Raw genomic sequence first — 14,269 nt, 5'->3', positions numbered from 1 at the left:
TTTCACCGACTGATAGTTTGAGAGAAACTCAAGAAAAGATGCGAGAATATCGAGATAATGGTGCGCGTTTGGGTTGGTTAATTAATCGCAAATCTCGACAAGTAGAGATTTATCGCATTGGACAAGATGTTGAGGTGTTGGAATCTCCTGTTAGTTTATCAGGGGAAGATGTGCTGCCTGGGTTTGTATTGAATCTGGAACCGATTTGGTAATAATATTTTTACTCAAAGATGATAGTGTTATGTTTGCTTAATGGATTCAAAAAGTTGTGCGATCGCCTTCTCATCAACTTTTACTCCGGGCAAAATTTCAAAGCGATCACAATGTTGAAAGCGGTATCCAAGCCTACAATTGTCCCTTGTAACTGAACTATCCATTCCATGAGTCGCGTTCCTGATTGACATATTCTTGAGCATCAATGCCATTCCAGATTTCTTTACCCAACCCTTCCAATTCAAGAATGCTACGCTTTGGCTTAGGTGTCAGTGTAACTCTTTGACGAATTGACCTTGATAAATCCTCAATCAGCCGCATTTGTTCATCAGGGGTGAGGCTTTGGGCTAGACGGCGTACTTCGTTATATGTAGACATAGAATTTATCGTTTAATTGTCTTGTTCTAAATTCAATATACACAAAGCGTGCATCTAAAGGATGAAGTATGAAGTATAAAGGATGAAAAAAGTATGAAGTGTGTTCGCGCAGCGTCTCCTTTGGAGAAGTATGAAGTATGAAAAAAAGGGCATTTATTGTGAAGTCTGAACGATGAAATAATTCCCAATTTACGCTTCATACTTCATACTTCATCCTTTATCCTTTTTGGTAACATTGTTTGGTAAAGATAATTTTTATTAAACAATATCTATTTAATTCGCAGTCCCATGATTACTAAATCGCGTTCAATACCGTCCAGTTGTGCGACTTGAGGTAAGTAACCCCAAGGTTGAAAGCTGAATTTTTCAAACAGTTTTAAACTAGGTTGATTGTGGGCAAAAATCAAACCTAATAAAGTGTTTAAACCCAAACTAGGACTTTGATGAATTGCTTGTGCTAGAAGTTGCCGTCCCAAACCACGCTGATGATATGCAGGGGCAATATAAATACTAATTTCCGCAGTGGTATGGTAAGCTGGTCGTCCATAAAACGATTGGAAACTGAGCCAGCCGGCAATTACACCTTCTACTTCTATTACCCAAATTGGGCGGATGTTATGCGATCGCCCACTAAACCAAGCCAACCGACTCGCTACAGACACCGGCTCTAAATCAGCAGTTGCCATGCGGCTAGGAATTGCCGCATTGTAAATCGCTACAATTGTTGGCAAGTCAGTTTCAGTGGCATGGCGGATAGTCATTGCAGCCGTCTTTTAAGAAAATATTTAAGAATAATACAACCTTAGAAGTAGCAATTCTACAGCTGTGTCAGAATTTAATCACACAACAGCACTTTTATTCGCTAAAACGATGCAGGCTCACCATTTAAAAAGCAATTTGTGCTTTGCTTAAATATTAATCCAAAGCGAGAATTAAATGTTTGCCTGCGATGACTCAATTTTCTCCTGGCTTTTGAGAATTATTACTTTTGTGTAAACGAGCCGCCAATGCCTCTTGATAAGCCTTAACTGCCTCAATATGAGTCTCTATTGCGTCTATATGCCCCTGTGAATACTCTAAATATGCTTCTGTTGAGTAGCCCTCTTCGGAAATTTTCTCTGCCTTCAAATGGTTTTCCTGCGCTTGCTTTTGGATACTTTTTCCTTGCGCTTCGATGCGTTTGCCAAGTTCGATATCCGGATGCTCACCCTCTTGTAAAGCCTTACCCACTTCTTCAATTGATTTTCCATGCTTTTGTGAAGCAAGAGCGTGTTTCTCTGCGGCTTGTGCAGTCTGTTGTGAAATTTTATGCATGATGCAACTACCTAATATTATTTATTGATTTTGTAGCGGCGAATACGCTAATTAGTTAACACTTCAATCTTCCGTCTTCAGCTATAATTATACTTATAATTAACTAAGAATAATTCCTCCTTTAGAAACATCTGTTATAAATAATCTATCTTATTTTTATCTTGTTATTCATGAGGTAACTAACTACAACTATAGGTAGAGGTTAGTGAAAGGATATTTTTGCCATATATGTCATTACAAGCAAGATTTAATTTTATTTACATCACTTGACTGAAGTAAATTATTATGCCTAGTAATCTTATTCAGACTGATAATAACGAGCCGAAAAATAATCTGCCCGTAGAAGTAGAATTGGCTATTTTAGTTGGGAAAATAAAAAATAGTATCTGGTTTTTCGGTATTCCGTCTTGGGTTTTTGGAATCAGCGATAGAAGCCTTGCTGCATTAGCTGACGGGTATTTATCTCCGATAGAAATTCTCCAGCTATTGACAGCCTCATTCTTGTTTTTTAGTTGGCTGTATTTGCGACCGGAGACAAACTTAAACGGTGATGGAACTGAAACATATCTATGTCCGAGTCAAGTTAGCAACTTTGACTTGAAGAAGCGACATATGATTAGCCAAGAGTACATTTTACCTTTTCCTTATCTTTGCCAAATCTATCATCTCTTGAGCTTAAAGCATTTAGAAACTGTTCATAAGTTTAGCTTGAATAACTTGAAAGTTATTAATGTGAGTCATGTAGAAGCTACAGATATTGGAGGAATAATCAAATTTCAAACAGTTTTAGATTCTCCAGTAAATGCTTTGAAGATTTGGAGACAACCGATTGTTGAGGTAGATTTAATACTGCACAATCCTTATACTGTAGAACTGAGTATTCCGGTTTACAATAACAAGAGAATAATTGTTATCTTTAACGTCTTTCCTTTAACGGATACGGAGCATCAATTCTTTATAGATATTTACAGCGATTTAGAATGGAATAAACCAATATTGCAAGTAATATTGCATTTTGCTGCGTGTTTGACACTGTTTGAAGATTTGCCCTATTTACGTAGTCTAGCTGATAAAAATGTAGAGCGTTTATTTCATTCAAATAAATCTGCAAGTCACGAAACTATGTGGCTGTTTAAAAGATTCGTTGAGCTATATGGTTCGAGGGGAGAAACCACAAAGTTGATTGAGAGAGGGGAGTAGGGAATGGGGCATGGGGCATTGGGCATGGGGCATTGGGCAATGGGCATTGGGAATTGGGAATTGGGAATTGGGCATTGGGCATGGGGCATAGAAAAAATCTCCCATTACCCATTCCCCATTACCCATTACCTATTACCAATTCCCTATTACCAATTCCCAATTCCCTACATTTAATTAAGCTCGTGCTAATAAGGGAGCAGCAGCTAGTAAGGTTTTGGTGTAGGGGTGTTGAGGATTGGCAAAAATCTGTTTTGTTGCACCTAGTTCGACGATTTTACCACCATTCATCACGGCAATCCGATCGCACAAAAATCTCGCTAACCACAAATCATGGGTGATAAACAAATAAGTTAAATCAAACTCATCCTTTAGTTGCAACATCAAATCCAGCACTTGCGATTGCACGCTAGCATCTAGCATACTCACCGGTTCGTCGCAAATCAGCAGTTTGGGACGAGTAATTAAAGCGCGTGCGATCGCTACCCTTTGTTGTTGTCCCCCAGATAAATCAGATGGATAACGCTGATAATATACGGATGCCGGCTTTAAACCGACTTTCTCTAACATTAACAGCACTTGTTTTTTTGCTTGTTCCGCATCGGTGATATGATGAATTAACAAAGGGTCAGCGATACTTTGTCCTACAGTCATCGCCGGATTCAGACAAGCATGAGGGTCTTGAAACACCATTTGCATTTGTCTTCTGGAAGAGCGAATTTCTTGACTCGATAAGTTAGTTAAATCTTTTCCGAAAAACTCGATTTTACCACCAGTGGGACGAATTAATTGCAAAATTGTCCGCGATAGCGTACTTTTACCGCAACCTGACTCACCAACTAATCCGAGAATTTCTCCTTGATATAATTCTAAGTTAATACCATCGACTGCTTTAATTGTCTGAGTTTGCGCTTTAAATAGGCGTTCAATAAAGCTAGGTTCTATATTATAGTGTTGCTGTAATTCCGTTACCCGCAAAATTGGTGATTGAGAATGGGTAATTGGTGAGCCAGCGCGGTCATGTTCGTTACCCCCATGAGCGACTGGCGAACCCCGGAGGGGTAATTGGGAATTTTCCCCACTCCCCACTCCCAACTCCCCACTCCCCACTCCCAACTCCCCACTCCCTAACTCATCCACAGATTGAATGTGCAAAGCTGCTTGCAAAAGCGATCGCGTATATTCGTGAGTTGGTTCTCTAAATACAGATTCGGTAGCACCCTTTTCTACCATTTTGCCGTTATACATCACCCCAATGCGATCGCAATATTCTGCTACCATTGCCAAATCGTGAGAAATTAGCAACAATCCCATATTCTCTTCACCGCACAATCGTGTTAATTCTTGTAAAATTTGTGCGGAAACCGTGACATCCAAACTCGTTGTCGGTTCATCGGCAACAATTAACTTCGGGTTGAGAAGTAAAGCTAAAGCGATCGCTACTCTTTGACGCATTCCCCCGCTAAACTCGTGAGGAAACTGATTCCAACGACTGGCAGGAATTTTCACCTTTTCTAAAGTGGCGATCGCTGTTTCTTTCGCTTGTTTAGTTGATAAACTAGGTGAATGCGCCTTCAAAGTTTCTAAACAATGCTTACCGATTGTCATCAACGGATCTAGCCGTGTCATCGGATCTTGAAAAATCAGCGCTACCGCTTCTCCGCGAAATTTTCGCAACTGATTCGGATTTAAATCAAATACCGATTGCCCTTGAAACATCACCCGTCCTTCAATACGGGTAGATGAGGGTAATAAGCGCATCGCTGCACGTCCCAAAGTTGATTTTCCACAACCTGACTCTCCTACCAATCCCATTCTTTCACCGGGTTGCAGAGTAAAAGAGACATCATCAACCGCCCATCTAAGTTCTTCATCACCACGGTGAGGATAGGCAACGCGCAGATTTTCGATTTGGAATAAAGCTTCATTCATATTTTATCATTTGGCGCGATCGCTACAATCGCTTTTATAATTTCAAATTTCAGATAGTGTATCAGATGTATTCTCGTAGTGAGCGATTTATCGCTCAATTTTAAGGGCTAAAGCCCTTACTACGAACTTTATGCAACACCGAAGAATGTACAATGCTATATTAGACAGCTGATTCGCCTTGGCTGTTTCTTCCTTGCATTTGAAACGCGAATTGCGGCTTGAACTTTAACATCAAAGTCAGGATCGTCTAAAGTCGCGATCGCATTGCAAAGGACGTGTACTAAGTCTATCTAGATATGCCTGAAGTGCAATTTTGTCTTGCCGATGTTGGAGAAAGTATTGCCTCAATTCTTCATCAGACATATCAGCATAATTAATCTGACTCATCAGAATACCTCTTTATTCGGTGCAATCTGATAGCAAACACGATATAAGCTTTCTAACCCGTGCTTCAGTAGGCATCCGAAACACTGACTGTACACCGGGGCTATTTTACCATTCGTCCTAGTATTCTCTAAAAAACTTCCCAAACCCCAAGCTAAGTGCTGACAAATGTTAAATTTTCCACACCTTAGCAGATGAAATATGTTACTTTTTTAGGTAATGTTTCTTTACAATATAAACAGAGAAGGTAAAAGCGAGAAAAAAAAACTTCTTGCCAATTTTACCTTTTTATGCTTATTCTTGTTGCAGTATTGCTTCGCAGTATTGCATGAGAGTAGTCAAGCGATCGCTAATTGTCTGGAGTCTAGCTTGAGCAGTAGCTGGTTGCCTCGCTCCTTGGAAAAACATTACATCCAATTCCAATAAGCGCAGTTGCTTGCTCATCTCGGTTTGATAAGACTGTTCCCTTGAATTGTAAGGTGTCTGAGCATCTTCATCAGCCAAAGGCACAATCTGCTGCTGAAACATTTGCTGCAAAGATGCCACACGCTGCCGCAGTCCGGGCGCATTTAGTTCAGCAGTCGTGGTATAGTCACGTAATTGCTGGAGCAACATTGCGAATGTGTGATAGTTCTGGCGATTTAGAGACATTAAGTGCTTCTTGAGATACTATTAATGTCAAGATTTTTTTCTTCTCAAACAGATTTTTTAAACTTTTATTATAATTACTCGCCTCAAATGATGCTAGGGGGCTGCATTTGCCATAATTCCATTTTCCCAACTATGATTGTTGACACTCAAACCGGATAAGATAGCAATTCTTCTTGCTTTGCAAATCCTTCTAACACTGCTTTTACCGCCAAATTAAGGCAACAATTAGGCGGCAATGGCATTGTCTTCGTACATCCACTTAACCACAGATTACCTTAATTTCGATTTTATGAGCGGTATACTTATAAATTCCCCAGTTGAAATCACCCTTCCGGATTGGCTAAAAAAATGTTTACAAGAGTCATCCGCACCCAACGCCCAAGAAGATGACAAAAAGCCTTATGATACAACTTTGATTTGTCGAGCATTTAGATTTGCTTACGAGTTGCATCAAGGTCAATACCGCAAATCGGGAGAACCATATATTTGTCATCCCGTAGCTGTAGCTGGATTGTTACGCGACTTGGGGGGAAGTTCTGCCATGATAGCAGCTGGATTTCTCCATGATGTCGTCGAGGATACAGATATAACAATTGAGCAAATAGAAGAGCATTTTGGAGCAGAAGTTAGACAATTGGTAGAAGGTGTTACCAAGCTTTCTAAATTTAACTTTAAAAGCAAAACCGAAAGCCAAGCCGAAAATTTCCGACGAATGTTTTTGGCAATGGCAAAAGATATCCGAGTAATTGTGGTGAAATTGGCAGATCGGCTGCATAATATGCGAACTTTGCAGTTTATGTCCGAAGAAAGTCGTCGCAGCAACGCTCAAGAAACGCGAGATATTTTTGCTCCCTTAGCTAATCGGTTGGGAATCTGGCAAATAAAGTGGGAATTGGAGGATTTGGCATTTAAGTATCTCGAACCAGAATCTTTTCGCCAAATTCAAACACATGTCGCCGAAAAACGAGCAGCGCGAGAAGAAAGACTGGAGAAAATTACGAAAACTTTGCGCGATCGCTTGCAGCAAGCCGGTATTGAAGTCATCGATGTCAGCGGACGCCCGAAGCATCTTTATAGTATTTACCAAAAAATGCATCGCCAGCAAAAAGAATTTCACGAAATTTACGATTTGGCTGCATTGCGAATTATCGTTAAAACCAATGAAGAATGCTATCGCGCTTTGGCTGTAGTTCACGATGCCTTTCGCCCAATTCCTGGTAGATTTAAAGACTATATTGGACTGCCCAAACCAAATCGTTACCAATCGTTGCATACTGGTGTGATGGGTTTTACAGGTCGTCCTTTGGAAGTGCAAATCCGAACGCAGGAAATGCACCGGATAGCCGAGTATGGAATTGCTGCTCATTGGAAGTACAAAGAAACAGGTGGTTCTAACAACATTCAGGCAACAGGACAAGATGAGAAGTTCACTTGGTTGCGGCAGTTGTTGGAATGGCAAAGTGACCTGAAAGACGCTCAAGAATATCTAGAAAGCATCAAAGATAATTTATTTGAAGATGATGTTTATGTCTTCACCCCTAAGGGGGATTTAGTTTCCTTAAGTCCGGGTTCGACAACAATAGACTTTGCTTATCGGATTCACACAGAAGTCGGAAATCATTGTGCGGGGGCGCGGGTGAATGCCAGAATGGTACCACTGTCAACGCGCTTGCAAAATGGCGATATTGTCGAGATTTTGACGCAAAAGAACAGCCATCCCAGTTTAGATTGGTTGAACTTTGTGAGAACTTCTGCGGCGAAGAATCGGATAAAACAATGGTACAAGCGATCGCGCCGTGAAGAAAATCTTGCCCGTGGGCGAGATTTGTTAGAAAAAGAACTCGGTAGAACAGGTTTTGAAAGTTTGCTGAAGTCAGACGCGATGTCAGCTGTAGCCGAAAAGTGTAATTATCATAGTGTGGACGATTTATTAGCGGCTTTAGGTTACGGTGAAATCACCTTAAACTTAGTATTAAATCGTTGGCGAGAAATAGTCAAAGCGCAACAACCTGCGACAAACGTCATAGAAATTACATCGATACCTTCACCCAAAGCCTTACGCGATGTACCTGCTACCGGACGCGCTAGCGATTCGCCAATTGTTGGGGTAGAAGGATTAGTGTATCATTTATCAGGGTGTTGTACGCCAATTCCCGGAGAGTCGATTATTGGTGTAGTGACACGAGGTAGGGGAATTTCCATCCATCGCCAAGGATGTCATAATTTAGAGCCAGTGGAGTGCGATCGCTTAGTACCAGTTAGTTGGAATTCAGCCAGGGAAAATCGGAATCGTCCGCAAACCTACCCAGTGAGTATTCAAATTGAAGCGCTGGATCGAGTGGGAGTATTGAAAGACATTTTATCACGCTTGAGCGACCAAGGAATCAACGTCCGTCACGCTCAAGTAAAAACCGCTTTCGGACAACCAGCGTTAATGGACTTGGGGATTGATGTATGCGATCGCTTTCAACTCGAACAAGTATTTATCCAAATCAAGAAAATGAGTGACATTCTCAACATTCGTCGTGTCGGTCAAATTGACGAATAATCACATAACCCGTAGTGACGCGATTTATCGCGTCCTTCTTTGTGATAATGTTTTATTACCCAAAGCTAGCCACTTCCACAGGACGTTCAACAGCCAAACTTTGACGATTTCGTTTAATGCGATCGATTTCGTGAAGTGTTGTCGCACTTAAGTAACTCTCACCGCAATGAGGACAGGTAACTACTGGGATATTCTCTATCACCAGCAAATCTTCACCCTTACCATAGCTTCTAGAAATCCTGCGAATACGCACACCTTCGTTACCACAAATATCGCACATCATATAGCAATTCTTGATTATTAGAGTACATATTTGTAGCTTGATTCTTTATATAGTATTTCACAATTAAGGGCAAGGCGATCGCGTTGCAGCTGTAGTGATGCGATACCCAAGCGTCTTAGCGTCTTAGCGTTTTTACCGACATCCTAAAAACTTCTTATTTATCTTACTTATATTCCCTGAGGTTGCTGACTAATCAAATAGACCTTTTTTTAAAACACAGCTTTATTTTGATAAGCATTTTAACGGTATGACTTATCAATGGTTTAATATTTCTAAAAATGGTGAGCAAAACAGTTATATTTGTTTATCTGGTATTGGTGCATCAAAACCGTTTCAGTGCTTAATGACGAATCAGATTACTTGTCTTGATTTTCTAGAAAAAACTCAATGTCTTCCCCTTTACCGCTACGATAAAGACGGAAACCGTATCGACAACATCACCGACTGGGGATTGAAACAATTCCAAAATCATTACAACGACACCACAATTACCAAATTAGATATTTTTCACTACACCTACGCAGTCTTACACAACCCGGTTTACCGAGAAAAATACGAACTCAATCTGAAACGCGAATTTCCCCGCTTACCCTTCTACGATGACTTTCAGCAATGGGTTAGCTGGGGTAAACAGTTGATGGAATTGCACATCAATTATGAAACTGTCGCACCCTATCCTTTAAAACGAATTGATTTACCTTTGGGTAAAGATAGAAAAACCACACCCAAAACGAAACTAAAAGCTGATAAAATTAACCAAAGCATCATTTTAGATGATGTCACAACTCTAAAAGATGTCCCCAAACTCGCTTGGGAATATCACCTCGGCAATCGTTGCGCTTTGATGTGGATTTTGGATCAATATAAAGAAAAGAAGCCAAAAGATCCAACTATTGCCGAAAAATTCAATACTTATCGCTTTGCAGATTACAAAGAACAGGTGATAGATTTACTACAACGAGTCTGTACTGTCAGTGTGGAGACGATGCAGATTATTCAACAGATGAAGGGTGAATAAAAACGTAATTTCGTGAATTTACATAAATATTGATGCAAATGATGTTATTTTATACAATAAATCTGCCAATTAAAGCACCCTTCTAGGGTGTGGGCGATTTTTCTCCAAATATAATCGTATTTTTATGATATATGAACTGCCATTGATAACAAGCGATCGCCTATTATTACGACTAGCGACCACATACGATATACCGCAAATTATAAACTACTTCACAGAAAACAAAACTTATCTTACACCATTCTATCCTCAGTGGAACGAAAAATTTTTCACACAAGAATATTGGCAGATACAAGTAGAGATAGATTTACAAGAATTTATCAATGACCTAGCATTAAAATTATTTATTTTTGTTCAGTCAGAACCAACAACAATTATCGGCAATATCAACTTTCGTAACATTATCCGGGGAGCTGCTCAATTTTGCTCTGTAGGATACAGTATTGCCGAAACTGAACAAAGTAAAGGTTATATGACAGAAGCACTAAATGCGGCAATTGAATACGTCTTTCAAGAATTAAATTTACACCGAATAATGGCAAACTATATGCCTCACAATCAGCGTAGCGGCAATTTGCTAAAAAGGCTAGGATTTGTTGTTGAAGGATATGCGAGAGACTATTTATTAATCAATGGACAATGGCAAGACCACATTCTCACGAGTCTGACAAATCCTAACTGGCAACCTTAGAAAGCAAAAAGATAAAATTAGGAATTTATCCCAAATCTAATACCAATTTAAAAAATAAATCCTACCTCTGACAATCCAAAATCCCAAATCTAAAATCCAAAATCGTATAAGATGCACCCATTCGCCTAAATTAGGCTTTAATTAAAGAACTTGCAGTAGACTTTGGTTGAGCCAGTCCTCATACCAATCATAAAAACTCAAAGGTTCGTGTTCTTCTTCAGAAGATTGAAAGTCATCTGGATCGTCTGCATGGAAATAATGACAAAAATTCAAAGTAGCAGGATAAATTCCACCATCATTAGTCCGGTCATCTATCCAAATTTTTCCTTTTTGTTCTCCAGTAATAACTAATATAGCGTAAATACCACAACCATAATGTGCAATGGTGATAGTTCCCTGAACAAATTTGCTATCAAAGTAAGGGATGCTTTCAGAATCAGCTTTGTCTTTCATCAAACTTAAATCATTCCACGCCTCTTTTAAGGGAAATGGTTTGCACAATAAACCTTCATTTTCTTTACTCGGTATTGCTGTTATTTCACTTTCATTTTCCAAATCTGGTAGTCTGTATAAACCATATCCAGGTCCAGTACCGCCATTACCAACTTCTAGCAAAAAGTTTCGATATTCACAGGGAAGCCGAATATTGTATTTAACTTCAAAAGCTTCAATTTCAGCTTCCTCCAAGCAAGGGTTGAATTGATATTGGTGTGATTCTGAGCCAAAAATTTGAAATGTTGTATCTAAAATTGCTAATTGAGTCAACTTGTTTCTTATTTGCCAAAGTTTATCCATTCTGCGCTCCAGATTTTAAAGGTGGCGCTGCCATAGACAAATTTTAGCGAGCCTTGTTCAATTAAAGCTAACAAAAGTGCTGTCATTTCCCACCAGAGGTAGTATTAAAGAAAGAATATACCAAGTTTGGCTCGTAATGACTTTGGCTGAAACTCAAAACGACGCTTCTAACAATCCGTTTGTTGCTCTCAACTACGAACCAGCCTTAGAATCTCTAGGGGATGACTACTACGACGAAGTTGCAGCAGCAGAATTTCCCCAACACATCCTGCGCTGGCGCAACGACGCACTTCTGCCGCGTTTGGGGCTAAATCCCCAACTCGTAACAGACGAAGATTTTATCGTCGCCTTTGGCAAATTTGAAGGGCGCAAACCATTGTTAGCGCTGCGTTACCACGGCTATCAATTCGGTGAATACAATCCCGGCTTGGGTGACGGCAGAGGCTTTCTCTACGGGCAAGTACGCGGCACTGATGGCGAATTGTACGACTTTGGGACAAAAGGTTCTGGGAGAACGCCCTACTCCCGTGGTGGAGATGGAATGCTCACACTCAAAGGTGGTGTGCGCGAAGTTCTCGCAGCGGAAGCGCTGCATTATATGGGTGTGCGAACCTCGCGCTGTTTGAGCTTGGTTGAAACAGGTTTACCTTTGTGGCGCGGTGATGAACCTTCCCCGACTCGCTCATCAGTAATGGTCAGGATGAGCAAATCTCATATTCGCTTTGGCACTTTTGAACGACTGCACTATCTTAAACGTCCAGATTTAAGCAAAAGGCTTTTAGACCACGTAATTGAACAGTATTACTCAAAAATCGCTACAGAACAAGATAAATACGCTTTATTTTATGCAGAATTAGTTAAGCGCGTAGCCGAACTAGCAGCGCAATGGATGGCAGCGGGCTTTTGTCATGCTGTCTTAAATACTGACAATATGTCGATTACGGGTGAGAGTTTTGACTATGGACCTTATGCATTTATTCCGAGTTACGATCCGTACTTTGTCGCTGCGTATTTCGATTATTATGGGCGCTACTGCTACAGCCATCAACCGTTAGTTTGCAAGTTGAATTTAGAAATGCTGCAAGAACCGTTAAAGAGTGTTTTTGCTCAAGATGACATGGAATCTGGGCTATCAACTTTTGATGAGCATTATCATAATGAATATCGCTCTTTAATGTTGAAAAAATTGGGTTTTGAGCAGTTGTCTATATCAGATGGTGAAGAACTTTTAAAGGCAACTATTGAATTCTTAAAGATGTATCCAGTTAGTTATCACCACTTTTTTGCGGAAATGGCTAGCAGCTTTTCTACTAAGTGGGGAGATAATGCCAGCGATATTTTGAGAGATTCCGAGATTGGGCAATCTTTAGGAGCAACAGAGTTATTTGTCAATTGGTCTGGTATATATCATCGAATTTTGACTAATTTAACTCCAGAAGAGGTAGAAAAAATTGGTAAGTGTCTAACTCGTTATAATCCGCAAACGCCGTTATTAAGACCTGTGATTGAATCTATTTGGGAAGCGATCGCTCAGGAAAATAATTGGCAACCTTTTTATGAGTTACTTGAGAAAATTCGGTCGGGTCAATAAAAAATCGCCCTCATTTGACCAAAAAACCCTTGTAGAGACGTTCCACACCGAACGTCTCTACAATCGTGAAAAATATTTTTTCTCGTTCCTTGCCAGAGGTAAGGAACGAGGTATGATGGGTTTTTGTACTAAGTCCAGTAGAGAATGCGACCTTGAGGAAAACGCCGTTGAATCTCGCTTTCAAAAAAGCGGCGCAGCATCTTCATTGTATCACCATCGTAAACATACTTCGTGCCGCCAAACTTGTTGCGCTTAACGCTGCGTGTCGCTTCGTCCATATCCAGCTTTGATTGAGGATACCAAGTCTGTAATACTTCTTTTGACCCAGGTGTGAAGCGGTGGGAAATTAACTCAAAAGTCAAGTCACAATCAAAATCTAATGCTTCACTGATAGAATCAAATAAACGAGTATAATGTGCTTCCCAATCGTCTATAGGCATAATTGGGGCAATTACCAACCCCACCGGATAGCCCAAAGCACCTTTTGACTGAGGTAACGCCAAGCGCCGCAAGGCATTAAGCCGGGAAGCTACTGGTGCGGTGCCGCCCTCAAACCGACCGGAAACAGGCGCAGCATTGACACTCATCCTCATGCGCGTATGACCGTTGTGCGGCAAGTCGAGTAAATTATCTACTCCGTCAAACTTGGAAACAGTACGCAGATATCCGTTCTCACGTGTGCCAAAGTAGCGAATGCATTCAGCGAGGCTGCCTGTCAAATGCTCAATTCCTAAGGGGTCAGTATAGCAGCTGACTTCAAAACTCGTGGCTTTATTTGGTTGCTCGTATGCTGCGAGATTTTGTAATATTTGCGGCAAGTTGGCAAAAACGCGGATAACTGGCGGACCTTGCAAACTACCTGCGAGATAGCAGTATTGACAATGTGCCGGACAACCTTCGGCGATGTGAAATTGCCAGTCGGCGGAAGGAGGGATGGGACTAAGTTTGAAAGAACTGGGGGGTGCGGTGACGACTGCGAGAGTACGCTTGGCAATATCATAAGTGTCGCGATCGCTCTCACCCCGCAAACCTGTCAGGCGATTTCGCGGCAACTCTTCTACTGGTAAATTAAGAGACTTGAAGCGCTGTAATATTTGCTGCCCATAAGATTCTTCTAAAGCTGCGGGTGTAAATACTACGCGATCGGGCATCCACAAACGAGGCTGACGCGCAACTTGATTATCTGCAATTGCCTGCATACTATCATCTCCGTATTGCTTGGCGCTAAAAATCACTTGAGGACAAAAGGGCGGTTCCGTGGTTCGGGAAACGCC

At 40.8% G+C, this 14,269-nt stretch carries 15 protein-coding genes and 1 pseudogene; 7 read left to right on the top strand and 9 right to left on the bottom strand.

Going from position 1 to position 14,269, the window contains the following annotated elements; translation table 11 throughout:
* Window positions 1-212 (top strand): Uma2 family endonuclease (locus PI95_RS23765; RefSeq protein ID WP_163519134.1); only part of this gene is annotated, 212 nt, incomplete at its 5' end.
* A 157-nt stretch (window positions 213-369) separates the two neighbouring features.
* On the opposite strand, the gene PI95_RS23760 is transcribed toward PI95_RS23765, so the two are convergent.
* The 3 genes from PI95_RS23760 to PI95_RS23750 form a co-directional block, all read right to left on the bottom strand.
* A complete protein-coding gene (locus PI95_RS23760) occupies window positions 370-591 on the bottom strand; it encodes a hypothetical protein (protein WP_039739933.1) in 222 nt (73 codons plus the stop codon).
* Between the two features lie 269 nt (window positions 592-860).
* Entirely contained in the window at window positions 861-1,352 is a 492-nt protein-coding gene (locus PI95_RS23755; protein WP_039739935.1) for a GNAT family N-acetyltransferase, read from the bottom strand.
* A 193-nt stretch (window positions 1,353-1,545) separates the two neighbouring features.
* Window positions 1,546-1,905, bottom strand: a complete 360-nt coding sequence (locus PI95_RS23750; RefSeq protein ID WP_039739937.1) for a hypothetical protein — start codon at window positions 1,903-1,905, stop codon at window positions 1,546-1,548.
* 285 nt (window positions 1,906-2,190) lie between these two features.
* On the opposite strand from PI95_RS23750, the gene PI95_RS23745 reads away from it, so the two are divergent.
* On the top strand, window positions 2,191-3,105 hold the full coding sequence (locus PI95_RS23745; protein WP_039739939.1) for a hypothetical protein: 915 nt from the start codon (window positions 2,191-2,193) through the stop codon (window positions 3,103-3,105).
* A gap of 3 nt (window positions 3,106-3,108) precedes the next feature.
* Window positions 3,109-3,279 carry a hypothetical protein gene (locus tag PI95_RS23740; protein ID WP_163519128.1) on the top strand — a complete coding sequence of 57 codons (171 nt, stop codon included), beginning with the start codon at window positions 3,109-3,111 and terminating at the stop codon, window positions 3,277-3,279.
* Here PI95_RS23740 and PI95_RS23735 read toward each other — a convergent pair whose 3' ends face one another.
* The 3 genes from PI95_RS23735 to patD all read right to left on the bottom strand — a co-directional run bounded on the left by PI95_RS23735 (window position 3,280) and on the right by patD (window position 6,069).
* Complete coding sequence (locus PI95_RS23735; RefSeq protein WP_039739942.1) at window positions 3,280-5,034, bottom strand: dipeptide ABC transporter ATP-binding protein; 1,755 nt, start codon at window positions 5,032-5,034, stop codon at window positions 3,280-3,282.
* Window positions 5,035-5,271: 237 nt separating this feature from the next.
* Window positions 5,272-5,421, bottom strand: coding sequence for a DUF6887 family protein (locus tag PI95_RS36175; protein ID WP_236117164.1), 150 nt, complete (start codon window positions 5,419-5,421; stop codon window positions 5,272-5,274).
* A 291-nt stretch (window positions 5,422-5,712) separates the two neighbouring features.
* Window positions 5,713-6,069, bottom strand: coding sequence for a heterocyst frequency control protein PatD (patD, locus tag PI95_RS23725; protein ID WP_039739945.1), 357 nt, complete (start codon window positions 6,067-6,069; stop codon window positions 5,713-5,715).
* A gap of 289 nt (window positions 6,070-6,358) precedes the next feature.
* Between patD and PI95_RS23720 the strand changes: the two genes are divergently transcribed.
* Window positions 6,359-8,617, top strand: a complete 2,259-nt coding sequence (locus PI95_RS23720) for a RelA/SpoT family protein (RefSeq protein ID WP_039740643.1) — start codon at window positions 6,359-6,361, stop codon at window positions 8,615-8,617.
* A 55-nt stretch (window positions 8,618-8,672) separates the two neighbouring features.
* On the opposite strand, the gene PI95_RS23715 is transcribed toward PI95_RS23720, so the two are convergent.
* Window positions 8,673-8,900 carry a type II toxin-antitoxin system MqsA family antitoxin gene (locus PI95_RS23715; RefSeq protein WP_039739948.1) on the bottom strand — a complete coding sequence of 76 codons (228 nt, stop codon included), beginning with the start codon at window positions 8,898-8,900 and terminating at the stop codon, window positions 8,673-8,675.
* Window positions 8,901-9,108: 208 nt separating this feature from the next.
* On the opposite strand from PI95_RS23715, the pseudogene PI95_RS23710 reads away from it, so the two are divergent.
* Window positions 9,109-9,918, top strand: a pseudogene (locus PI95_RS23710) (type ISP restriction/modification enzyme); the annotation flags it as partial.
* Window positions 9,919-10,042: 124 nt separating this feature from the next.
* Window positions 10,043-10,609: a ribosomal protein S5-alanine N-acetyltransferase gene (gene rimJ / locus PI95_RS23705; protein WP_039739949.1), complete on the top strand. Its 567-nt coding sequence runs from the start codon at window positions 10,043-10,045 to the stop codon at window positions 10,607-10,609.
* A 141-nt stretch (window positions 10,610-10,750) separates the two neighbouring features.
* On the opposite strand, the gene PI95_RS23700 is transcribed toward rimJ, so the two are convergent.
* Entirely contained in the window at window positions 10,751-11,404 is a 654-nt protein-coding gene (locus tag PI95_RS23700) for an SMI1/KNR4 family protein (RefSeq protein WP_039739951.1), read from the bottom strand.
* A gap of 136 nt (window positions 11,405-11,540) precedes the next feature.
* Between PI95_RS23700 and PI95_RS23695 the strand changes: the two genes are divergently transcribed.
* Window positions 11,541-12,995 (top strand): protein adenylyltransferase SelO, encoded by a 1,455-nt coding sequence (locus tag PI95_RS23695; RefSeq protein WP_039739953.1) that lies wholly within the window; start codon window positions 11,541-11,543, stop codon window positions 12,993-12,995.
* Window positions 12,996-13,123: 128 nt separating this feature from the next.
* Here PI95_RS23695 and PI95_RS23690 read toward each other — a convergent pair whose 3' ends face one another.
* The gene (locus PI95_RS23690; protein WP_201280577.1) at window positions 13,124-14,146 is read right to left on the bottom strand and encodes a spore photoproduct lyase family protein; all 1,023 of its coding nucleotides are present in this window, start codon (window positions 14,144-14,146) and stop codon (window positions 13,124-13,126) included.
* Window positions 14,147-14,269 lie beyond the last annotated feature (123 nt).

Source organism: Hassallia byssoidea VB512170 (assembly GCF_000817785.2).
GTDB classification, from domain to species: Bacteria; Cyanobacteriota; Cyanobacteriia; order Cyanobacteriales; family Nostocaceae; genus Hassallia; species Hassallia carrinoi.
This window is presented reverse-complemented; position numbering and strand designations above follow the sequence as displayed.